Annotated in this window: 21 protein-coding genes; 19 read left to right on the forward strand and 2 right to left on the reverse strand. The window is 50.4% G+C overall.

The genetic code is table 11. The features are described from left to right. Positions 1–7 precede the first annotated feature (7 nt). The 6 genes from V3C10_02715 to V3C10_02740 all read left to right on the forward strand — a co-directional run bounded on the left by V3C10_02715 (position 8) and on the right by V3C10_02740 (position 6,455). Positions 8–1,240: a glycosyltransferase 87 family protein gene (locus V3C10_02715; protein ID WVP62750.1), complete on the forward strand. Its 1,233-nt coding sequence runs from the start codon at positions 8–10 to the stop codon at positions 1,238–1,240. 24 nt (positions 1,241–1,264) lie between these two features. Further along, positions 1,265–1,936, forward strand: a complete 672-nt coding sequence (locus V3C10_02720) for a response regulator transcription factor (GenBank protein WVP62751.1) — start codon at positions 1,265–1,267, stop codon at positions 1,934–1,936. 41 nt (positions 1,937–1,977) lie between these two features. Continuing rightward, positions 1,978–3,012, forward strand: a complete 1,035-nt coding sequence (locus V3C10_02725; GenBank protein ID WVP62752.1) for a sensor histidine kinase — start codon at positions 1,978–1,980, stop codon at positions 3,010–3,012. Between the two features lie 116 nt (positions 3,013–3,128). Further along, positions 3,129–3,893, forward strand: a complete 765-nt coding sequence (locus V3C10_02730; GenBank protein ID WVP62753.1) for an ABC transporter ATP-binding protein — start codon at positions 3,129–3,131, stop codon at positions 3,891–3,893. Continuing rightward, positions 3,890–5,875 (forward strand): ABC transporter permease, encoded by a 1,986-nt coding sequence (locus V3C10_02735; GenBank protein ID WVP62754.1) that lies wholly within the window; start codon positions 3,890–3,892, stop codon positions 5,873–5,875. Before V3C10_02730 ends, V3C10_02735 begins: the two co-directional genes overlap by 4 nt. Positions 5,876–5,975: 100 nt before the next feature. Continuing rightward, positions 5,976–6,455: a hypothetical protein gene (locus V3C10_02740; GenBank protein WVP62755.1), complete on the forward strand. Its 480-nt coding sequence runs from the start codon at positions 5,976–5,978 to the stop codon at positions 6,453–6,455. A 31-nt stretch (positions 6,456–6,486) separates the two neighbouring features. Here the strand turns inward: V3C10_02740 and V3C10_02745 are convergent, their stop codons facing one another. Then, complete coding sequence (locus V3C10_02745; GenBank protein ID WVP62756.1) at positions 6,487–7,083, reverse strand: pentapeptide repeat-containing protein; 597 nt, start codon at positions 7,081–7,083, stop codon at positions 6,487–6,489. A 1,162-nt stretch (positions 7,084–8,245) separates the two neighbouring features. Between V3C10_02745 and V3C10_02750 the strand changes: the two genes are divergently transcribed. From V3C10_02750 to rpiB, 13 genes are all read left to right on the forward strand, one after another. Further along, the gene (locus V3C10_02750; protein WVP62757.1) at positions 8,246–8,956 is read left to right on the forward strand and encodes a FadR/GntR family transcriptional regulator; all 711 of its coding nucleotides are present in this window, start codon (positions 8,246–8,248) and stop codon (positions 8,954–8,956) included. Between the two features lie 211 nt (positions 8,957–9,167). After that, entirely contained in the window at positions 9,168–10,277 is a 1,110-nt protein-coding gene (locus tag V3C10_02755; GenBank protein WVP62758.1) for a TRAP transporter substrate-binding protein, read from the forward strand. Positions 10,278–10,395: 118 nt separating this feature from the next. Continuing rightward, positions 10,396–10,812, forward strand: coding sequence for a TRAP transporter small permease (locus tag V3C10_02760; GenBank protein WVP62759.1), 417 nt, complete (start codon positions 10,396–10,398; stop codon positions 10,810–10,812). A 181-nt stretch (positions 10,813–10,993) separates the two neighbouring features. Further along, the gene (locus V3C10_02765; protein WVP62760.1) at positions 10,994–12,277 is read left to right on the forward strand and encodes a TRAP transporter large permease; all 1,284 of its coding nucleotides are present in this window, start codon (positions 10,994–10,996) and stop codon (positions 12,275–12,277) included. Positions 12,278–12,301: 24 nt separating this feature from the next. Then, positions 12,302–12,784 (forward strand): L-2-amino-thiazoline-4-carboxylic acid hydrolase, encoded by a 483-nt coding sequence (locus tag V3C10_02770; protein WVP62761.1) that lies wholly within the window; start codon positions 12,302–12,304, stop codon positions 12,782–12,784. Between the two features lie 12 nt (positions 12,785–12,796). Continuing rightward, positions 12,797–13,285 (forward strand): L-2-amino-thiazoline-4-carboxylic acid hydrolase, encoded by a 489-nt coding sequence (locus V3C10_02775; GenBank protein ID WVP62762.1) that lies wholly within the window; start codon positions 12,797–12,799, stop codon positions 13,283–13,285. 36 nt (positions 13,286–13,321) lie between these two features. Continuing rightward, positions 13,322–14,659 carry an L-serine ammonia-lyase, iron-sulfur-dependent, subunit alpha gene (locus V3C10_02780; protein WVP62763.1) on the forward strand — a complete coding sequence of 446 codons (1,338 nt, stop codon included), beginning with the start codon at positions 13,322–13,324 and terminating at the stop codon, positions 14,657–14,659. Beyond that, the gene (gene dhaK, locus V3C10_02785) at positions 14,643–15,632 is read left to right on the forward strand and encodes a dihydroxyacetone kinase subunit DhaK (GenBank protein ID WVP62764.1); all 990 of its coding nucleotides are present in this window, start codon (positions 14,643–14,645) and stop codon (positions 15,630–15,632) included. The genes V3C10_02780 and dhaK overlap by 17 nt, the downstream gene beginning before the upstream one ends. Positions 15,633–15,649: 17 nt before the next feature. After that, a complete protein-coding gene (gene dhaL, locus V3C10_02790) occupies positions 15,650–16,312 on the forward strand; it encodes a dihydroxyacetone kinase subunit DhaL (protein ID WVP62765.1) in 663 nt (220 codons plus the stop codon). A gap of 17 nt (positions 16,313–16,329) precedes the next feature. Then, positions 16,330–16,563, forward strand: coding sequence for a hypothetical protein (locus V3C10_02795; protein ID WVP62766.1), 234 nt, complete (start codon positions 16,330–16,332; stop codon positions 16,561–16,563). 157 nt (positions 16,564–16,720) lie between these two features. Continuing rightward, positions 16,721–18,010 (forward strand): hypothetical protein, encoded by a 1,290-nt coding sequence (locus V3C10_02800; protein WVP62767.1) that lies wholly within the window; start codon positions 16,721–16,723, stop codon positions 18,008–18,010. 563 nt (positions 18,011–18,573) lie between these two features. Next, positions 18,574–21,165 (forward strand): ATP-dependent chaperone ClpB, encoded by a 2,592-nt coding sequence (clpB, locus tag V3C10_02805; protein WVP62768.1) that lies wholly within the window; start codon positions 18,574–18,576, stop codon positions 21,163–21,165. 1,074 nt (positions 21,166–22,239) lie between these two features. Beyond that, positions 22,240–22,680 (forward strand): ribose 5-phosphate isomerase B, encoded by a 441-nt coding sequence (rpiB, locus tag V3C10_02810; protein WVP62769.1) that lies wholly within the window; start codon positions 22,240–22,242, stop codon positions 22,678–22,680. Between the two features lie 95 nt (positions 22,681–22,775). Here the strand turns inward: rpiB and V3C10_02815 are convergent, their stop codons facing one another. Beyond that, on the reverse strand, positions 22,776–23,231 hold the full coding sequence (locus tag V3C10_02815; protein WVP62770.1) for a GNAT family N-acetyltransferase: 456 nt from the start codon (positions 23,229–23,231) through the stop codon (positions 22,776–22,778). Positions 23,232–23,521: the final 290 nt, after the last annotated feature.

Raw genomic sequence — 23,521 nt, forward strand, 5'->3', positions numbered from 1 at the left:
TTTTAAGATGACAGAGGGAAAGAAGCTTTTTTACGGCCTAAGCCTGCTGGGATTTGCAATTTCGTTTCTACTGATTTTGAAGACGGACGGGGAGGTATTTCGTTCTTTCTTTTACTATGGGCATGATTATTTTATGGATTTTTTCAACCATATCTGGTATGTGAGGGATCGGGTTCATGTGTATGACACCAGTATTTATGCCAGTTTTCCTCCCCTTGCCTACGTCCTTTACTATTTCCTGGGGAAATTTATTCCGGCCAGCGCCATTGAAGGGCCGGGGAACCGGGCGGTGAGGGACAACCTGTTCGGACTGAATCTGTATGTGGCCTATACGGCGATCCTGGTAGTGCTTCTCATCTTTCTGGTTCAGCATTTTCTGAGAGAGAAGCGCCGGGGAGAGCAGTGCTTTCTGATGGTGGTTATACTGTTATCAGCACCGTTTATCGGTCTTTATGAGCGGGGAAATTCGGCGTTTATCGTGCTGGTCCTGCTGTTTGCTTTCACCGCGCTGAAGGACTCCGAGGAGACATGGAAGAGGGAGGCGGCGCTGATTCTTCTGGCTGTGGCCGCAGGGCTGAAACTTTATCCGGCCGTCTTCGGGCTCCTGTACCTTCAGGAAGGGAGATGGAAGGAGGCTGCGAGACTTACGTTTTACGGTCTTTTCCTCGTATTCTTCCCCTTTGTGTTTTTCGGAGGGTTTGGGAAAATTCCGGTGCTCCTTTCTAATTTTAAAGCGATCAGCAGCGAGATTGTGCTGGGTGATCTGAGGAGCGCCACCTATGCGACGGTATGGGTGGGGCAGAAATTCGGTATCTCAATGCTGGTTCTCCTGGCGGCCGGGAAAGTGGTTTCAGTCCTTTTCTTTCTACTGTCCTGCGGCTGTGTGCTGCTGCAGAAAGAACTGTGGAAAAAGATGGCGCTCCTGTCGGGTATCATGATATTCTTCCCGGTGTGGAGCGGAGCTTATACGATAATTTATATGACGCTTCCGCTGGTGCTGTTTTTGAAGAGCGGAGGGAACGTGGACAGAAGAGGTTCTGGATTTACCGACGTCCTGTATCAGGTGTTTTTTGCCTTCATCTTTACGATGCTTTTATGGAATACACAGGGGCTGGAAAATTTCTTCAACTCTGATTTTTCATATTCGATACGGGCCATCGGCTGCTGGGGACTGGTGCTCACGGTGATGGCGGAAACCTTATTCCCGCGAAAGAGGCAGGGCAGGGGCAGACTTGCCTGAGCTACGGCCTGGAAAGGAAAGTAAATGTACAGGATTCTGATAGTGGAGGATGATCCGGTCATTGCGGCGGCCCTCCGGAAACACCTGGGGACCTGGGGATGGGATGCCAGGAATGTGGAAAATTTTGAAAATGTGCTGGGGGAATTTACTGCGTTTAATCCGCAGTTAGTTCTTCTGGATATTTCACTGCCGTTTTTCAACGGTTTTCACTGGTGCAGCCAGATCAGGGCGGTCTCAAGGGTGCCGGTCATTTTCATTTCTTCCGCTTCGGACAACTTAAATATTGTGATGGCGGTGAACATGGGAGGCGATGATTTTATCGCAAAACCGTTTGACCTCACGGTGCTGACGGCAAAGGTGCAGGCCCTGCTCCGCAGGACCTATGAATTTGCCGGGCAGAGCCGCCTCATTGAACACAGAGGCGCGGTCTTTAACTGTGATGACGGAACGCTCACATACAATGGGGAAAAGATTGAATTTACAAAAAATGAACACAGAATCCTGCAGGTCCTGCTGGAACACAGGGGAAAGATTGTGAGCAGGGACGCGCTGATGACCCGGCTGTGGGAGTCGGACAGTTATGTGGACGATAATACCCTGACCGTCAATGTGACCAGGCTGAGAAAGAAGCTGGAGCAGGCGGGGCTGTCTGAATTTATTACGACTAAGAAGGGCAGCGGGTATCTGATCGGCTGAAGGAGGGCAGCACCGGGATAGGTGCAGGGAGGAACAGAAATATGGAGAAAAAGCTCACGAACGCGGAACTTATCCGCAATTATCTTTCACAGTTTAAGAGGCCGTTTGGCCTCTTTTTGCTGTTTTGCGGGATATTTGCTGCCGTATTTTACCTTTACCATCTTCCGGCGGAGGCCGTGCTGTATGGCTTTGTTCTCTGCAGCGTTTTGGGGCTCATCATTGTAATCATGAATTACGGCAGGTTTGCAAAAGAGTACAGGTTGATGGAGAAGATACTGAATGAACTGTATACGGATCCGGACAGCTTTTACCTGGATGAGCTTCCTGCGGCGCATTCCGTCAGGGAAAACGGGTATCAGAAGCTGGTCTTCATGCTGTGCGAAAAGATGAAGCGGATGAACGGTGAGTTTGAGGCGGCGAAGGGTGATATGACGGACTACTATACGATGTGGGTCCATCAGATAAAAACACCAATCTCAGCCATGCGTCTCCTGCTCCAGACGGGGGAGGAGACGGCCTGTGAAGACGGAGAACTGGCGGAGCAGTTGTTTAAGATAGAAGAATACGTCAATATGGTGCTCCAGTATCTGAGGCTGGACGGCGGGAGCGATTTGGTCCTCAACACGTACAGCCTGGACGACATTGTCCGCCAGGCTGTACGCAAGTACGCGGGCATGTTTGTAAGAAGACGGTTGTCATTGTCCTATGAACCTCTGAACTGCCAGGTACTGACGGACGAAAAATGGCTTGTTTTTGTGATAGAGCAGATTTTATCCAATTCCATAAAGTATACAAAGCGGGGCGGCATTTCCATTTATATGGAAGAAGAGGAGGGAAAAACCCTGGTCATCAGCGACACAGGAATCGGAATTGCACCGGAGGATCAGCCAAGAATATTTGAAAAAGGGTTTACCGGATACAACGGACACAGTGACAAAAAATCAACGGGAATCGGCCTTTATTTATGCCGCCGGATTTTAAGCAGGCTGTCGCATACGATTTCGGTGGAATCGGAGCCGGGAAAGGGAACCAGGATCCGGATTAATCTCGATACGGCCCGGATTGAGGCAGAGTAACGGAGGAACCTTACATGATTGTAAGGAACCGGAGCAAAATGTAAGCCCAATCTATGGCAGGACGCCGGACTCTTTTTGTATAATGTTGGTATTCCGGAATAAGGAGGAACAATCGAATGACAGTTTTGGAAGTACAGCATTTAAAGAAGGTATATACAACAAGGTTCGGCGGGAACAGGGTGCAGGCGCTCTCGGACGTGAATTTTACGGTGGAACAGGGGGAGTATGTTGCCATAATGGGTGAGTCGGGCTCGGGGAAAACGACTTTGCTGAATATTCTGGCATCCCTCGACAGACCCACGGAGGGGAAGGTGCTTCTGGAGGGCAGGGATATGGCAGGTATCCGGGAAAGGGATATGGCCGCGTTCAGAAGGGATAATCTGGGTTTCGTGTTTCAGGATTTTAACCTGCTTGACACATTTTCGGTAAGGGATAATATTTTTCTGCCTCTGGTGCTTGCGGGAACACCTCATAAGGAGATGGAACTCAGGCTGGAACCGCTGGCTGCAAAGCTCGGGATCGGTGAGATACTGGATAAATTCCCCTATGAAATTTCGGGAGGTCAGAAGCAGAGAACAGCCGCCGCCCGGGCAATGATTACAAGACCCCGGCTCCTCCTGGCTGATGAGCCGACCGGCGCCCTGGATTCCAGGGCGGCCGATGGTCTTTTGAGGATATTTAACAGGGTGAACGACGAAGGGCAGACCATTTTGATGGTTACACACAGTGTGAAGGCGGCCAGCCATGCGGGGCGTGTCCTGTTTATTAAGGACGGAGAGGTATTCCACCAGCTATACAGGGGAAGAAAAACAAATGAGGAGCTGTACCAGAATATAGCGGATACGCTGACGGTAATTTCGACAGGCGGTGAGAGAAAATGAGCGGGTTATTTTATATGAAGCTGGCAATGCAGAATATCAGAAAAAATGCCAGGACCTATGTGCCCTATATTCTGACCTGCGCAGGTTCGGTCATGGTGTTTCAGATCCTTTTGACACTATCACTCAATACGGAACTGGACAGAATATACGGCGGCAGCAATATGCGGGGGATTTTGCTGCTCGGCTGCATTATCATCGGATTCTTTACGGGAGGTTTCCTCTTCTATACAAACAGTTTCCTGATCAGAAGGAGAAAAAGGGAAATCGGGCTTTTTAACATCCTGGGGATGGAGAAAAAGCACATTGGCAGAATCATGTTTTACGAGACGGTATTGATCGCTTTTGTAAGTCTGGCGGGTGGAATCGGAGGCGGTTTCCTGCTGTCAAAGGGTGTTTATCTGCTTCTGCTCAGGATGGTGGCGGCCGATGTACAGTGGGGCTTTCATTTTTCCGGCAGGGCTGCTGTCACTGCGGCAGTACTTTATGGCTGTCTGTTTCTCGTAATTCTGGCCGTCAATATGGCGAGGGTGCATGTGGCAAGTCCTGTTGAGCTGCTGCACGGTGGTCAGGAAGGAGAGAGGGAGCCGAAAACAAGGTGGGTAACCGCAGTAATCGGAGTGATATTTCTGGGAATCGCATACTACATTGCCATTGCCACGAAAAATCCCATTTTTCTGATCCTGGGTTTCTTTGCCGCCGTGCTCTGTGTCATTATCGGCACATACTGTCTGTTTATCGCGGGCAGCATCGCACTGCTGAAAGCGCTGAAAAAGAATAAGAATTTTTATTACAGGACGGATCATTTTATTTCCGTATCGGGTTTGATATACAGAATGAAACAGAATGCGGCCGGACTTGCCGGCATCTGTATCCTGTCGACATCGGTAATCGTCATGCTCTCATCCACCGTGTCTTTGTACAGCGGACTTCAGGGGGTATTAAAAAACCGTTTTGTCAGGGACATCATTCTGACGGCCGGTGATATCGATGATGATAAGATGGAAAAGATAGACCAGATCACCGGCGGTATCCTTCAGGAGGAGGGACTGACGGAGGAAAATGCGTTCCGGTTTAAGAATTTTGTATTTACTGCTGCCGAGGAGGAAAAGGGCGTGCTGCGGGCAATCGACGCAGGCCGGAGTTCGGAGATAAGGAAAGTTAAAACCGTATGTGTCATTACGGAAGACGACTATAACAGAAATATGGGGAGCAGTCTTAAACTGAATCCGGGAGAAATTGTGGTCTTTGAGGGTGAGCAGCCCTATGAAAAAGACACCTTTTCAATATACGGTAAAACATACCGTACGGTACCGGCCGGAGAATTGAAAGTATGGGAGCAGGATGAGTCCTTTGGACGTTACGGCGCCTACTATATCATTGTGCCGGATATCGGGGAAATGAGACTGCTGCTCGGAATGGATATGGAGATGTTTGGGAGTGCGGAGCGCGGGATACGCTATCAGTGCGCATTCGATCTTAACGCCGATGAGGAAACCCAGGTCCGTGTCTACAAAAAAATGATGGAAAAATTGCAGGGGCTGTCTGCGGGAGTGCGGGGAGAGTCGGCGGCGGAAGAGTGGAGATTTTATTTTTCACTCCACGCGGGCCTTTTATTTCTGGGGATTTTCCTGGGGGCAATCTTTATCATGGCGACCGTCCTGATTATCTATTACAAGCAGGTCACGGAAGGGTACGACGACCGCGCCCGGTTCGAAATCATGCAGAAGGTGGGACTGTCAAAAGCGGAGATACGCCGTTCCATCCGCTCGCAGCTCCTGTTAATGTTCTTTCTGCCGCTGGCGGCAGCGGCCCTCCATATTGCGTTTGCGTTTCCGATGATAGCAAGGCTGCTGGCGCTCATGAACCTGACCGATGTGGGACTGTTTATCCGGTGTACGGCCGGTACCTTCGGGGTGTTTGCCGCGGCGTACTGCGTGGTATATGTGTGGACGTCCAGAGTTTATATGAAGATTGTTAGCTGAAGCAGACCGGGACGCATCGGAGGCGGAGCGTTGGAAGACGCCGTAAAACTGCTGGAAATACCGGCAGGAGCGGTGAAGGGACACAGTTTAGGAGAAATATATGAAGAAAAAACGATTTATGTCCGGCATTATCCTGTTTTTATTGGCGGCAGCCGTCCTGTCCTGCGGGGGTAACCGGATATCCGGCTTTGCGGTAAGAACGGGACTTGCTGAGAGGCTGGGACTTGCCGGCAGAGAGGGGAAAGTGCTGGTCCGGCTGGAAGACGGAAATGCAAGCGCGGTCATAGAGAAAAATTTTACCATACCTCTGGGAGGGGAGGGAACCGTGCTGGTTGAGTATATTAAAAAGAGCGGAACCGCCAATGTCAGCATCACAAAAAACGGCCGGGTGGCGGCAGAGCTGGACATTGCCTGTCCGGATGGCCCGGCCGGGGAAGAAAGCGGGCAGGGGCCTGGAAAAAAAGGAGAATTGAAGACCGTACTCGGCTGCGGTGTCTACACAATTAAAGTGGAGGCGGGAGATTACGGAGGAATTCTGGCCTGCAGCCTTTTAAGGGAGCAGACCGCCGATATGCCGTGAGGTAAAAAGATCCGGTTGACCGGTGAAACGGCTAGATTTTAATTCCCACCAGTAAAGCGATATCAAGCGCCTGGGAGGCGTCGATCTTAAGACCGCGCAGTTCACTGAAGGTTTCCGATACCGTGATTCCTTCGATGAGGGAGCCGGAGAGATCGACGCCTTTTAGCGGTGTGTGGAAAAATTCGGCGCGGGTGAGGTTGACCTGCTCAAAGGTTGTCTTTTTCAGCTTGCTGTCCGAGAAGAAGGCCATGTTGAGCTTTGCGAAGGAGAGCGCAGAGTCTTTCCAGAGCGTATTGGAAAAATTCCCGTAGCAGTAGGAGCCTTTGTCCAGACGCACGGAGAGAAAGGAACTGCGGCTGAAGTCACAGCCGTCCCCCTTGCAGTCGCTCATGATGCAGGTATTGAAATAGCAGCTGTTGAAGCAGCAGTTGGAAAAATCACAGTTTGTAAAAGACGTATGTAAAAAGGAACTGCCGCTGAAATCGCAGTCCGAAAAGCGGCAGGAGGTAAAGGAGGTCTGCCGGAAATCAACTTTGAACGTACCGGACCGTACTTCTTCCCCCGTATATTCTGCGGCGCAGATGAGATCCTCCTCCTCGGAGGCGGTGATTAAATCGTATTCTAACATAATTGGACTCCTGATGCGGATTTTTGTTATGAGTTTGGATAGACTTTTAAGATAAAGTCATTTTAGCAACGAAGGGGGGGGCATGTCAAGCGATGAAGGGAGAGGCCGGAGCCGTATTTTGTATGTGAGGATTTAATTGAGATGCGAGGACGCCTCTGTAAGACGGCGGACGGGGGAGTGTGGTGGATGAATGAGTCTTCAGTCCCGGTTTGGAGGTTGTGGTGAGGGGAATCCAGGAGAAAAAATTCCTACGGGGACTCGCTCCCGCTTGTGAAGCGCACAGCGGATGCTAAGCTCGAAAGGACCTCGCTAAGCACCGGCGGGCTCCAAGGTCACCCTTCGGAAAGTTTTCTCCTTCCTTCCCCCGGGCAGGTTGTCGACGGGACTGAAGACTCAGCGAAGGTGATTGCCCCGTCCGCCGGCTTCAGGGGCTGATTGTCTCTTTCGTCAAGTGGGGGAAGGTATTGTCGCGGCCACTAGGTAGTCGTGAATCTTTTCCTTATGAAGGTATTTTGGGCTGGATTCAAAGAAAAATCCAAAGCGAAACTTAATGATGAATCAAAAAATTCAATAGTTATTTAAGGATAGGTCATGCGCTACAGCTCTGATTCATCAATTGAATACCATACAGGGGGCATTCTCCTGGAATTCGAGGAAACGTAGTGGCAGCGACAATACCTCCCCCCTTTGAAGGAATAAGAACAATTCAGCGGCCGCAGGCCGGGGTTCGGGATGGCGAAAACCTTCGCGTCTTCAGTCCCGGTCCATAACCTTCCCGGGGAATCCGGGAGAAAAAGATTCCGCAGGGAACCTGGGAGTTCATCGGCACTTACCGAGGTTTTTCACGAGGTTAGTGTCCGTTATGTACTCCAAAGAGCGCAAGCGTTTCCCGGAGGAACTTTTTCTGCCCGGATTCCCACCCGCGACAACCTGCAAACCGGGACTGAAGACTCACAACCTCCCCTCACCATCCCCCCCCGACCGTCCCGGCGGCGTTCTCATTCCTAAATTAAATCCCCTTTTATACCTAACCTGCCACGGAAGGAGGTCAGTTACAGGAAAAGTGATTGCCAAATACAGGAAAAAGCATATATAATAGATAGAACGGGACACGGCTGAAACGGCCGGCGCTCCTGCAGGGAAATAAAGGATGGTACAGATTATGGAAAGAGGTTTTACACTTTCTCAGAATATTGCGGATAAGATAAAAGCAAAGATTATGACGGGCGAATTTGCATTGGGGTCCAAGCTTCCTAATGAGAATGAGTTAATGGATTCTTTAAACGTGAGCCGCACTACGATCAGGGAAGCGGTGAAGATTTTGATATCCAAGAATATTCTTTATATCGAGCGCGGAAAAGGAACCTATGTGGCTGCCATTCCCGGGCTGGCGGACGATCCCTATGGGTTTGAGTTCATTCCGGAGGAGAAGCTGATCCCGGATCTCTGTGAGATGAGAAGCGTGATTGAGCCGGAGGTGTATTATCTGGCCGCCGAACGGGCGACTAAAAGACAGCTCAGTGAGATGGAAGTGATCCTCAGAAAGATGAATGAGGTAATTTATGAGCTTAAAATGGATGAAAACAATCCGCGCATGATCGACCGTCTGGCGGACAGTGAGATAGAATTTCACTCGCTCGTATACCGTATGACCGGGAATATTGTGATCGAGAGGATGCTGCCCACGATTAAAAAGGCAATTGCCCTGAATTATACAACGAATATTTATCGCCGTTCCTTTGAACTTACCGCCACCCAGAATCTTCATATCGATTTATTTCATGCCCTTCAGGCAGGCGACGCGTCCAGGGCCCGGGAGATAGGCAGAGAGCATATGAAAACGATGAGAGAAAAGACAGGTCAGCGATGCTGAAAAAAGACGGAAAAGGGCGAATTTTAATATTGACAGAGGTATGACGTCATGTTACACTGGAATTAACGAAACTCCACGATTCCAGTGTAATTTTTTTTAACATAAGACATCATACGTCATATCACATGAAGGAGGCGGCATTCTCCATTGAAGGGGATCTATGATATGGAGCCGAGAAGATGCCTGTTTCAAATAAAAAGGAGGAAGAAAGATGAAAAAATTTGTAGCATTAACGGTTGCGGGGGTGCTGGCTGTTACTTCACTGGCGGGCTGCGGGAAAGGGAAGACGGCGGAGAGTGAGACGGCTGCGGAAACAAAGACGGAGAGCCAGGCGGAAAGCGGCGGGAGTGAAAAGCCAAATCAGGATGTAAAGCTTTTAAAAACCAGTATGCCGACATCCTGGGATGAAACCCATGGTTACACTCAGGCTTTGATTGCCATGAACGCGTATCTGGATGAAGTTTCCGGAGGAAAACTGCAGCTGGATGTTTATGCGGGCGGCCAGCTTGGGGATGAGGTCTCGGTGTTCGAGAGCATGCAGATGGGGACGATCGACTGTGCGGTATTCAATGCGGCCTCCTTATCCAACTTCACACATGTGCTGGAGGCATTTGACCTGCCCTATATGTGGGTGGACGATACCGGCGTAGTGAACACGGAACTGCAGAACACCGTAGTCAGCTCGGATTTTGCGAAAGGTTATCTCGACAAGGTGTATGCGGAGACTTCCGTTAAACCGGTCGGTTTCCTGTATAACGCCTCCCGCGATTTCTTCCTGAAAAAGGAGCTGAAGAGCCTGGCTGACGCGCCGAGTATCAAGCTGCGTTCCATGACGGCGCAGATGCATCTGGACATGTATACTGCGATGGGTTTTGTGGCAACGCCGCTGGGTTACAGCGAGGTTTACAATGCCATGCAGACGGGGGTGGTGGACGGATTTGAAGATACGGCCTGCTCCACGATTACTTCGGGAACGTACGAAACGGCAAAATACGTGGTAAAATCCGGCCATGCGACGGCCTCCCCTCTGTTTGTGTGCAGCGGAATGACCTGGGACGGCCTGTCCGAGGAGGAAAAGGGCTGGATAACGGAGGCGGTCGAAAAGGGACGTCAGGCCTGCTATGATACCTTCGAAACGGCACAGAAAAATGCGTACGAGACATTTGAGGAAAAGGGACTTCAGGTCTCCGTCATTGATCACAAAGCGGCCGTGGCGGCATGCCAGCCGGTCATCGACAAGTACTGTGAAAATGAGGACAGCAAGGCAATTTATGACTATGTCCTGAAAGTGCGTGAAGACCTGGGAATCCCTCAGAATTAAGCAGGGGAAGGCCGGCAGGACAGGGCGGCGCTTCTCCCGCCTGTCCGCGAAGCGTGTTGTTGTCCGCAGAACCGCGTTCCCTGGCGGGGCTGCGAATAGCAACTGAAAAGGAGATAGTATGGCAAAAAAAGTAATTTATATGCTGGACCGTTTTAATGACCGTCTGATTTGGGCAGTCAAATATTTTCTTTGTGTAATCCTGACACTCCAGGTCTGCCTGATCTTTGTCTCCGTGGTGATGCGGTATTTTTTGAACCGTCCTCTGGCATGGAGTGATGAGATGGCCACTTTTCTGCTTGTGTACGTAACGTTTCTGGGGACTTATGTGGCATCCAACACGGGGCATCTGGCGAAAGTCGAACTATTTGTTTCCCTGTTTAAGGGGCCTTTCCGGACGGCCGCCCGGATTCTTGCCCGGATTTTTTCCGCAGGCCTAGTCGGCTGGATTGGATTTTACGGGACAAAAATGTATTTTTCGAATATTATTCAGAACCAGGTCAGCTCCGCCATGCAGATTCCGATGCGTCTCATCTGATGGATTCTGCCGGTGACGATGTGGCTGCTGCTTTTTTCGGAAGTGATGGGATTTCTGCATATTTTTATTCCCAGAAGCGATGGAAATGAATATGTACGTTTAGATTAGCGTTCTGTGCTGTTCCTGTGCGGCTGCGTATAACCGAACGGGGATGGGCGGGACACTGAAGAGGAGTGACGGTATGATAATGATAATTATGTTTGTAGTCACCCTGCTGCTGGGAGTTCCGATTGCATATGTGCTGGGACTGGTTGGCGCGGCCGGGCTGATTACCATGGGGCCGAACTATTTTCCTGCGGTGGCGCAGAAATTATTTTCGTCGGCTAATTCCTACAATCTGATGGCAATTCCGATGTTTATCCTGGCCGGTGAGCTGATGGGGCTTTCCGGGGATGTAACGAGGCTGATGGATTTCTGCCGGGCGCTGGTCGGCCGGGTGAAGGGCGGCATTGCCTATGTCTGTACGATCGTGGGACTTCTTCTGGGGGGAATTCTGGGTATGGCGAATGCGGAAGCGGCCCTGCTGTCTTCGACCATTTATCCGGAAATGCGCAAAGACGGTTATGAAGATGATTTTGCAGCCTGCTTTATCGCCTCCGTATCGGTGGTGGGACCCCTGATCCCTCCGGGACTGCTGTATGTTATTTACGGCGTATCCAGCGGCACGCCGATCGCCTATCTGTTTGAGGCAGGCGTGGTACCCGGCATTATGGTTGGTCTGGCTCTGGCGCTGGTAATCTTTCTTCTGTCCCGGAACCCGAAGCGTAAATGGGTAATCCACGACTGGCAGGGATGGAGGCATGTGTGGGATAAGCTGAAATCGGCCGCTTTTTCCATTATTGCGCCGTTTCTAACCTTTGTCAGCATTGCGGCGGGAGTTGCGACGGCAACCGAATCGGCGTCGCTGATTATTATGGTGGTAACGCTGGTAGGAATCTTTGTCTATAAAAAGATAAAACTCAAAGCCTTAATTCCGATGATCATCAGGTCTGCCGTGATGAGCGGCGCCATTCTGATTATTGCGGCAATGGTGGGCGTAATGGGATGGGCTTTGGCGATAGAGCAGATTCCTACGATCATCTGTAACTTTATGCTTTCCCTGACGGACAACGGTATGGTTGCGCTGCTTATTATCCAGATTTTCCTGCTGTTCGTTGGAATGTTTATGGATGCATCCCCGGCGGTTTTGATTCTGGTACCCGTCTTCCTGCCGATTATGCAGGCATACGGATACGATTTTGTCCACTTTGGTCTGCTGATGTGTTTCAACCTGACGATCGGTGTTCTGACACCGCCGGTGGGAACATGTTTGTATACGACGGCAATGGCCACCAAGGTACCGGTGGACCGGATGGTAAAAGGAATCTGGCCGTGGATCGGCGTGCTGGTAGTGTGTCTTTTAATATGCACCTACTGTCCGGATCTGGTACTCACAATCCCTCGCCTGTTGGGTTATACAGGTTAACATAAAATAGAACGGAGGTTTGAGATGATTAACAACAATGCAAAAATCAACGACACGCTGTCAAAGGAAATCAGGAAGGCGAATGAGACCAGAGGTATGTGGTATTACCAGATGGTAAAGGCGGCAGGACGGTACGGACTGAACGAGGAGGCCTATGCCCGCGGCGCGATCCGCAAATTGGGCAATCTCTACCGTAAAAATTATCCTGATACGGACAGCATTTCCCAGTTCATGGGTGCGTTCATGAACGATCAGACGATAAAACAGTTCCATGCAGAGCTGATTTCCATGACAGATGAGGAAGCGGTGGTGCATTTTCATTACTGCCCGATGTGCGGCGCCTGGACAAAGCTTACCAAGGATGAAAAGGAAATCGGCTTAATCTGCGACTGCGCGATGGATGTGGACCGGGGTGTATTTGACTTATATGACCACATCGGATTTAAGCTGGAACGAGCGATTGGAACGGGAGACGATGTCTGTGAGCTGCATTTTGTGAAAAAGTAGGGGGAGAGTAAGATGATTAAAAATGTACCGAAAAAATATGTGGGTGACTATGAGGTAAACGCGGTACGGGATGCCTATGAAAACCGTGGAAGATGGTATTATTTTCTGGTAAAGGAGGGGCTGGAACAGGGCCTTCCACTGGATTTCGCACGCGACGCAATGCATGAAGCAGGTGTATTTCTGGGGAAAAACAGATTTGCCGGAATCGATAATCTGAAGGATTTTGCAGATGAGTTTATGACCTATGGGGTGGAGAAGGTCAACGAAGGCGAGATCGTGAAACTGACGGACGAGGAATTTGAGGTGGATTTGGGCTACTGTCCTCTGGTGAACGCCTGGCAGAACCTGGATCAGGATGAAAAATTCCTGGCAGACATCTGTGATATCTGTATGGAGATGGACCGCGGCACAGCGGAGAGCCTGGGGATGTCGATGGATTTAAAAGCAACCATAGCATCGGGCTGCGGTAAGTGCACGATGTGTTTTAAAAAGGAGAAATAAAACGGGAACCGATAAATCCATGGAGGTGCGGCGGATATGAATGAAATGTTGCTGGAACTGATTCAAAAGGATATGAAGCCGGCCCTCGGCGTGACGGAACCGGCCGCCATTGCCCTGGCCTGCGCGGCTGCGAGGGCGCTGACGGAGGAACCGGTGGAACGTCTGCTGGTGAAGGAAAATTCCGGTATTTATAAAAATGCGTTTACATGCGGGATTCCGGGCACGGATAAAATCGGAAATTTATATGCCGCCGCCCTGGGCTGTGTGGCCGGTGATAAGGAAAAAGGACTTCTCGTATTGGAGGGCATATCCGACGGAGGGGTGGAAGAGGCCCGTCGCTTTATAGACGAGGGGCGTGTCAAGGTGGAGGTCTCTTCGATCAGCTCCGAGCTGTACATATACGCCTGTGTAAAGACGGAGCACGACTGTTGTGAGGTGGAGATCCGTGACAGCCACACCAACATCTGCCGTTTGGTAAAAAATGGGCGGGTGATTCTGGATAAAACGGAGAGGGCGTGGGAGGCCGGGCCATCCGGCCCGGCTACTGGCAGTGATTCGGTTACCGGCAGAAATCCGATCACCCGCTATACAATGAGGGATTTTTTCCTGTTTGCGAAGGAAGTCCCGTTGGAGGAGCTCTATTTTATCAGAGAGGCATACCGGGTAAATACGGAGCTTGCCGGGGAGGCGCTCCGTTCCCGGGCGTGTACCCTAACAAAAAGCCTGCTTGCATTTAACGGGGATAAAGAGGTGTCGGATAACTTGAGGGCAACTGCCCGTTATTTTGCGGGGGCGGCTTCGGAGGCGCGGGTCCTCGGCCTTAATAAGCCTGCGATGAGTATCACGGGAAGCGGGAACCACGGAATTATCTGCACGATGCCCCTGTATGCAATGTACAGGGTGGAGAAGCAGCCGGAAGAACTTCTGCTCCGGGCCACCGCACTTAGCTATCTTGTCACAATGTATATGAAGGAGTATTCCGGAAAACTGTCTGCTTTCTGCGGCTGCGGCATTGCGGCCGGAACGGGGATGGCCTGCGCGATGACATTCATGCGGGGAGGCGGTTATGAAGCGATCGTGGCTACCTTAAACAATATGGCGGCATCCATTGTAGGCATGATCTGCACCGGGGGAAATCATGCCTGCTGCATGAAGGTACTGGCAGCGGTGGATACGGCCGTGACGTCAATGGAGCTGGCGCTTAGCGGAAGCTCTGTTTCGCCGGAACACGGCGTGGCGGATGTGAGTCCTGAGAAGACGATGCAGAATATAGGCCTTATAGCGTCCCCGGGCATGATCCGGACGGAGCAGGTGATTCTGGATATTATGCAGAAAAAGAATGGGGGTGCTGTAACAGATGAAAAAGTTGATTAATGATCCAAACCGTGTTGTTACGGAAATGCTGCAGGGACTTGCGGCGGCGGAGCCGGGAATTGTCTATGCGGGTGAAGGCATTGAGGTGATAAGCCGGAGGGATAAAACGCCCGGCAAGGTCGGTCTGGTCAGTGGAGGCGGCAGCGGCCATGAACCTGCCCACGCAGGATATGTGGGTAAAGGCATGCTGGATGCGGCGGTGGCAGGCAACGTGTTTGCATCGCCCAGCCCGGATCGGATCCTTTCGGGAATCCGGGCGGCTGACGCAGGAGCCGGAGTCCTACTGATTATCAAAAATTATTCCGGTGATATCATGAATTTCCAGATGGCGGCGGAGCTTGCGCAGATGGAAGGGATCCGTGTGGAAAGCGTGGTGGTGAAGGACGACGTCGCAGTTCCAGACAGCACTTATTCTGCGGGCCGCAGAGGGATCGCCGGAACCGTGCTGGTACATAAAATTGCCGGGGCGGCCGCTGAGTCGGGAAAGATACTTGAAGAGGTAAAGTGTATTGCTGAGAAGGTAATTGGCGGCCTTCGTTCAATGGGAATGGCAATCTCGCCCTGCATTCTGCCGGGAGTTGGAAAACCGGGCTTTGTCCTGGGCGGGACTGAGGTGGAAATCGGTATGGGAATACACGGAGAACCGGGGATTTGCCGGGAGGAGCTTACATCGGCCGCGGAAACGGCTAAAAAGCTGCTGGACCATATTCTGGAGGATTTCGATTTTATCGGAAGTGAAACCGCCATGCTGGTAAACGGGCTGGGAGGAACGCCTCTGATGGAGCTTTACATTATGAATCATGAACTGTCGGAACTTCTCAAAGAAAGAGGAATTAAAGTGGTCAGGACTATCGTGGGTAATTATATGACTTCCCTGGAGATGGCGGGCTGTTCGGTCACACTTTTAAAGCTGGATGAGGAACTGAAAGAATTACTGGAAGCGCCGGCCGATACACCGGCTTTCAAATGCTGAGGCGGGAGGACAGGTAAATGATTATAACATCGGAGGACTATACGGCTTACCTGAACCGGGCGGCCGTAAAGATAAGCGAAAACAGGGACTATGTTACAGAACTGGATGCGGCGACCGGAGACGGGGATCACTGGGTGAATCTCAATATGGGGTTTGAAGCGCTGACAGAAGCCGGGGAAGAGCTCAGGGCGCTGCCTGTCTGTGAGACGTTAAAACGGATCGGCATGATCATGATGAGCCGGATCGGAGGAAGCTCCGGCATCCTTTATGGGGGTGCCTACCTGGCTGCAGCCAGGGCCGTGGCAGGAAGAGAAATGCTGGACATGGAGGGACTCTGTCTGGTTCTTACCGCCATGGTGAAGGATATGATGAGCCGTGGAAAAGCGGAACCGGGATTTAAGACCATGATCGACGCATTGTATCCGGCTGCGGAAGCGTTCCGGCTTGCCTTGGAGGCGGGAGAGGACGACCGGACCGTGCTGGAACGCGCCAAAAAAGCGGCCGAAGAAGGGGCGGAGAGTACGAGGCAGATGGAGGCCAGAAAAGGCCGGGCCAGCTATATGCTCTCGAAAGGAACCGGCCATCTGGATCCGGGAGCCGTGACAATGTCTCTTCAGATTGGCTGTTTGTGCGATTATTTAATGGAAAAGAGCAGCGACATAATGAAGGATGCACAATGAAGCACACATAATGAAGGATGCAAAAGAAGAATGAAGAAATCACAAAGCTGATCTCCGGACAGAAGGAGGGCGGTTACAAGGTAATTACCGACGGCGAGTTCCGTGGAAGATACTGGCGCCTCAACTTTATGTGGGGATTTAACGGGATTAAGGAGGTGGAGCCGGATCACGGATACTACTTCCATTGTGAGTTCTTATCTGGAAGAATCTATTTAAAGCACAAAATTGTCTGCGCCTTGCCGGAAGAATAGAAGTCAGCGTCTTCTGCTTAAATGAAGTGTAATAATTCTTAAGTTGAAATGAATATTGCAATGAACTATAGTATAGCTGTACTCGGATTCAAACAACAAAGTCAGTGCTTCTCAGGAGATTTCTGTATTGCACGGGACGGGAAAGCGGAGAAACAGCATGAAAAGAAAGTTGATAATAGTAGGTCTGGCAGCTCTCATGGGAATTATGTCCGGCTGTGCAAAAAAAGCATCGGAGGAAAAGGCCGGACAGGTAGAAACCGGCGGGCTGGTTTCGATTGACAATGGAGACGATGAGGGTGAGAACACACAGGCGGGCGGTAATGCAGAGGAACAGTATGGGCCTCAGATAGAGGAGCAGACATTCGACGTGACTCTGGATGGCTGGGGCAATGTGACATTTGCGGCATTTATGCCGAAAGAGAGCAAAGACGGAGATGTCAGCTTTAAACTGATGAGGAACGGAGAAACGGCTTTTGATTTGCCGGGAATAACGGAAGATAACAGGCGTATAGAACAGCATTTTATCAAAGTTGCAGCGGTGTCCTTTAAAGATTATAACGGAGACGGGAAGAAAGATATCATTATAATCAATGAATACGCCCGGCAGAGCCAGCCCGAACAAAGATATCATGAAGTCAGGCTCTATACTCAGGCGGGAACAGGAAGAGAATTCTCCCTGGAGCAGGGGCTTTTAACGGAATATCTGATGAAAAACGACTATTCCGACACCATCCAGCTTGTAATGGAAGGAATCGCCGAATACCAGGCGTACCAGAAGGCCGAGACCGAGGCCAAAGCCGGTGATGCCGCGCAGCAGGTGCAGCTCATGGCGGACAATGCCGCGCAGTGGGCGGATACAATGGCAGACGAGGGCGTCCTCTATTTCTACGCCGTGACGGATCTGGACCATAACGGAAGACTGGAACTGATTATATCCAGCTGCCAGGGAACGGGGATATACACATACAGTTATTACTACGAAGTAAATAAGAATTTTGACGGCCTTAATGTGTTCGAACCCAGCATGCCGGAGGGAGACTCCCAGGCTGACATTATCACCGATTCCGTGCCGGTATATTACGATGCCCAGAAGAATCTCTATTACTACATATTCGACGATACGATCAGAGGCGGTGCGGATATGAGTTATACCTACAAGCGCGCACTGTTTATGACGGGAGGAAAGGTCGATGAGATGGGACTGGGATGCAGGGGAACTGTGTTTGACGGGCAGGCGGTGAGCGTCACCTACACAGACGCAGATGATAAAGAGATAAGTGAGGATGAATATTTAAAGCTTGCAGATACAAGATTCAGCGGACTTGAGAAAAAGACGGCGTCGATTGACTGGCATAAGGCGGATAAATCTGAATTACTTTCAATGGGGCGCGGACAGCTTGTGGAGAAGCTGTTGGAATCCTATAAGGGGTTTGGGAGTGAAAAATGAGAAGGCAGCCGGATGGCTGGGGTTTGGGATGGAGAGAGGGAAGTGGTGAGTCATCAGTTCCGGCTTAAGCTTAGTCGCGGGTAGGGAATCCCGGCAGGTTATGTTCAGGACTGAAGACGCGCAATGTATCGTCATCCCAAACCAGGACCTGCGGCCGCTGATTGTTCTCTTTGTTTAAAGAGGATGGATAATGCCGCGGCTGCCGCGTATGCCTGGATTTTATATGAGGGAATGTTTTAAGTTGTTTCGGGGCGGATATTTTAGAAAATTGTATAGGGGTATTGTGCTGAAGTACACTGTAAGTTTTTAAATCAGTCTAATAGGATGGAAAAAAATAAGTTGATTCGCAGCCTTATGTTTCATAGAAGGTACGAATCAACTTTTTGTGTATAAAAATAAACATATGTTGGTAATCATGAATGTAGTGGCCGCGACAATACGCCCATCCCTTCAATAAAATTCACATAAAATTAGCACTCTCCTATTGACAGTGCTAATAACATCTGTTATATTACTACTAGAACACTGAAACAATCATAATTTTGCGAGAGGAGGCAGCAATTATGAATATCAATAAATTTACACAAAAATCTCTGGAAGCAGTGCAAAATACAGAGAAATTAGCTTATGAATATGGAAACCAGCAGATCGATCAGGAACATCTGTTATTGAGTCTGCTGACGATAGATGACAGCCTGATTTCCAAACTGGTGACGAAGATGGGAATCTCCGTTGAACAGCTTGTCAATGAAGTGATACAGAATATCGGAAAGCTCCCGAAGGTTTCGGGCGGGCAGGTTTATTTTTCTAATGATGCCAACAAGGTTCTGGTGAATGCCGAGGATGAGGCAAAGGCCATGGGAGACGAGTATGTTTCCGTGGAGCACCTTTTCCTTGCCATGCTGAAGCAGCCGAACCGTGCGGTGAAAGATCTGTTCCGGCTTTACGGAATTACAAGGGAGAATTTCCTGCAGGCGCTTTCTACCGTGAGAGGGAACCAGAGGGTGGTCAGTGACAATCCGGAGGCAACCTATGACACGCTGAATAAATACGGCTATGACCTCGTGGAACGGGCCAGGGATCAGAAGCTGGATCCGGTGATCGGCCGTGACAGTGAGATACGTAACGTAGTCATGATTCTTTCCAGAAAGACAAAGAACAACCCGGTGCTGATTGGTGAGCCCGGCGTTGGTAAGACAGCCGTAGTCGAGGGCCTGGCACAGCGTATCGTCAGGGGAGATGTGCCGGAAGGACTGAAGGATAAGAGGCTTTTCGCCCTGGATATGGGCGCCCTGATGGCCGGAGCCAAGTACCGCGGTGAATTTGAGGAACGTCTGAAAGCAGTGCTGGACGAGGTGAAAAAGAGTGAAGGACAGATTATCCTGTTCATTGATGAGCTTCACACAATTGTCGGAGCCGGTAAGACGGAAGGTTCCATGGACGCCGGAAATATGCTGAAACCGATGCTGGCCAGAGGAGAGCTCCACTGTATCGGAGCGACCACATTAGATGAGTACAGAAAGTATATAGAAAAAGATGCCGCCCTGGAGCGCCGTTTCCAGCCGGTGCGCGTGGATGAGCCTACCGTTGAGGATACGATTTCTATCCTGAGGGGACTGAAAGAAAGATATGAGGTTTACCACGGCGTAAAGATTACCGACTCGGCTCTTGTATCGGCCGCCATTCTGTCCGACCGCTATATTTCCGACCGGTTTCTGCCGGATAAGGCGATTGACCTGGTGGATGAAGCCTGTGCGATGATTAAAACGGAGATGGATTCCATGCCGGCGGAGCTGGATGAACTGTCGAGACGTATTATGCAGCTTGAGATCGAGGAGGCCGCTTTAAAGAAAGAGACTGACCGGCTCAGTAAAGACCGTCTGGAAGATCTGCAGAAAGAATTGGCGGAGTTAAAAGACGAATTTACCGCTCAGAAGGCACAGTGGGAGAACGAGAAGTCATCCGTAGATAAATTGTCCAAACTGCGCGAGGAGATCGAGCATATCAACAGTGAGATACAGGCGGCAAAACAGGCATACGATTTAAACCGCGCCGCGGAACTCCAGTACGGCAAACTGCCGGAGCTTACAAAACAGCTGGAGCAGGAAGAGGAGCGTGTAAAGAACGAGGAAATGAGCCTGGTACACGAGAGTGTAACTGATGAGGAGATTGCCAGGATCATCTCGAAGTGGACCGGAATCCCGGTTGCCAAACTGACGGAGAGTGAGAGGAGCAAGACGCTCCATATGGATGAGATTCTCCACAAACGTGTGATTGGCCAGGATGAGGCCGTGACCAAGGTGACGGAGGCGGTGATCCGCTCCAAAGCGGGAATTAAAGACCCGTCCAAACCGATTGGCTCCTTCCTGTTCCTCGGACCTACCGGCGTCGGAAAGACAGAGCTTGCCAAAGCGCTGGCGGAAAGTCTGTTCGACGACGAGAATAACATGGTCCGTATCGATATGAGTGAATACATGGAGAAGCATTCCGTATCACGTCTGATCGGAGCGCCGCCAGGATATGTAGGATACGACGAGGGAGGCCAGCTTACGGAAGCCGTCCGCAGAAAACCTTATTGTGTTGTTCTGTTTGATGAGGTCGAGAAGGCCCATCCGGACGTATTCAACGTACTGCTCCAGGTGCTGGACGACGGACGGATTACAGACTCCACGGGTAAGACGGTGGACTTTAAGAATACAATCCTGATTATGACCTCCAATATCGGTTCCCAGTATCTGCTGGAAGGAATCGACGACAGCGGCATGATCCTGCCGGATGCCGAATCAGCGGTTATGCACGATTTACGCGCCCATTTCCGTCCGGAGTTTTTGAACCGTCTGGATGAGATTATTCTGTTTAAACCTCTCACCAGGAGCAATATAGGCGGTATCATCAACCTGTTGGTCGAGGATGTCAACAAACGTCTGGCCGACAAGGAACTTTCCATTGCACTGACCGACCGTGCAAAGGAATTTATCGTGGAAAACGGTTACGATCCCGTTTATGGCGCAAGGCCTCTTAAGAGATATCTGCAGAAGAACGTGGAGACACTGGCCGCCAGATTGATTCTGTCGGACGGCGTAAGAGCGGGAGACATCATCCAGATTGACTTGAACGATGGAAAACTCGAAGCGTCCGCAGTCCGCGTGGAATAAGGGGATTTAGTTGAGATGCGAGGACGCCTCTGTAAGACGGCGGACGGGGGAGTGGGAGGGTGTATATGAGTCTTCAGTCCCAGTTTATAGGGTGTGGTGAGGGGGAATCCAGGAGAAAAGATTCCTACGGGGACCCGCTTCCGCTTGTGGAGCGCACAGCGGATGCTAAGCTCGAAAGGACCTCGCTAAGCACCGGCGGGCTCCAATGTCCCCTTCGGAATCTTTTCTCCTTCCTTCCCCGGGCAGTTTGTCGACGGGACTGAAGACTCAGGGAAGGTGTTGCCCCGCCCGCCGGCTTCAGGGGCTGACTGTCTCTTCCGTCAAGTGTGGGAGAGGTATTGTCGCGGCCACTATGTAGTCGTGAACGATTTACTTTTTGAAGTTGTTTCGGGTTGGATTCGGAGATAAATATAAAGATAAATTTTTCGATTGCTCTAAAAAATTCAAAGGTTATTTAAGAATAGGTCAGGCGCTAAAGTTCAGACTCATCAATTGAATACCATACAGGAGGAATTCTCCTGGAATTAGAGGAAACGTAGTGGCAGCGACAATACCTCCCCCTTTGAAGAAATAAGAACAGATCAGCGGCCGCAGGCCGGGGCACGGGATGGCGAAAACCTACGCGTCTTCAGTCACGGTTCATAACCTTCCTGTGGGGAAGAAGGGAGAAAAAGATTCCGGAGGGAACCTGGGAGTTCATCGGCACTTACCGAGGTATTTCACGAGGTTAGTGTCCGTTATGTACTCCAAAGAGCGCAAGCGATTCCCGTAGGAACTTTTTCTGCCCGGATTCCCACCCGCGACAACCTTCAAACCGGGACCGGGACTGATCCCCCATCCCCCACTCCCCCCCCCCCCCCCCCCCCCCGACCGTCCCGGCGGCGTTCTCCTTCCTCAATTAAATCCCCCTTTTTAGGTAGAAGCTCTGCAATACCAATACGCATGTCCCCCCAACCATATTGACAAGCCCCTTTTTCTCTACTACAATGGGAAATGGTTATTATCAGCATGCGGCATCAGAGCCGCACAGAAAGAGGAGAGCTTCTTTACACGAGGCAAAGGGAGAGTACAATTATGAAAATTGCAATCGGAAACGATCACTCAGCCGTAGAGCTGAAAGAGATTATCAAAGAATTTTTAATGGAAAAGGGCTATGAAGTTCTGGATTTGGGAACGAATTCGACGGAGAGCTGTGATTACCCGGTCTATGGTGAGAAAGTCGGACGCGCAGTGGTTGATGGGGAGGCTGATCTGGGAATCGCCATCTGTGGTACGGGACTCGGTATTTCCCTGGCTGCCAATAAAGTAAAAGGCGTGCGCGCCTGTGTCTGCAGCGAACCGTATACTGCAAAAATGTCCAGGTTACATAATAATGCCAATGTACTTTGCTTCGGAGCCCGTGTAGTAGGCAGTGAGCTGGCAAAGATGATTACCGAAGTATGGCTGAATACGGAATTTGAAGGCGGAAGGCATCAGCGCAGAGTCGATCAGATTATGGCAATTGAAGATAAATAATATCGGTAAGATAAAGAAGGCAGCCGACGGAAAGGATTCATTTCCTGTCCGGCGGCTGCCTTCTTTATCGGATTCTATGATGATTCTAAGTTGTTTTACAATTCCAGTTCCATGAAAATGGCATCTGGCATGGGATTTTCATAGTAGGCCGCAATTTCCCGGAACCCATACATATGATATAGTTTTACGGCGTTCTGGAGCGGCGCGACGGTATCCAGGAGCATGGAGTGATAACCCATATCCCGTGCGGTTTTAATAATTTCCTCCACCAGGGCTTGTCCGGCGCGGCGGCCGCGGTACTCCGGTTTGACAAAAAGACGCTTCATTTCGCAGCGGTTCTCATCAAACCTGCGAAGCGCGATACAGCCGATGGCTTTGCCGTCCTCAAAAGCCGCCAGCAGCTTCCCGTCGTGATCCGTGTACTTGGCTTTGATATCATTCAACTCCTCGTCCAGGTTCTGGAAAGTCAAATCCCTGCTGAGGGAAGTGGTATATTCCCGAATCAGCTCTTTTATTTCTTCTATATATAATTCACCGGATAAAATCTCCATATCTGTCCTCCTGTTCTTTAAAACACATTTCCCCGTGACATAACCAGCCATATTCATACAATTTTCCCGCCAATTTTTCTGCCGATAGAAAAAGGATAACACTCCCGGCCGGGTTATGCAACCTCTTATGGGACAGCGGCCCCGCTTGTTCAGGAATACATTTGGTATTCTTATTGACAATATGCAACCGACAGTTGCAACTGGGTAAAAATGTAAACTGCTATTTTTAGATAATTGCATCTGTTAGAATGAAATCATTAGAAAATAAGACGATACGTGAATTAAATACT

This window comes from [Clostridium] symbiosum (assembly GCA_036419695.1).
Classification (GTDB): Bacteria; Bacillota; Clostridia; order Lachnospirales; family Lachnospiraceae; genus Otoolea; species Otoolea symbiosa_A.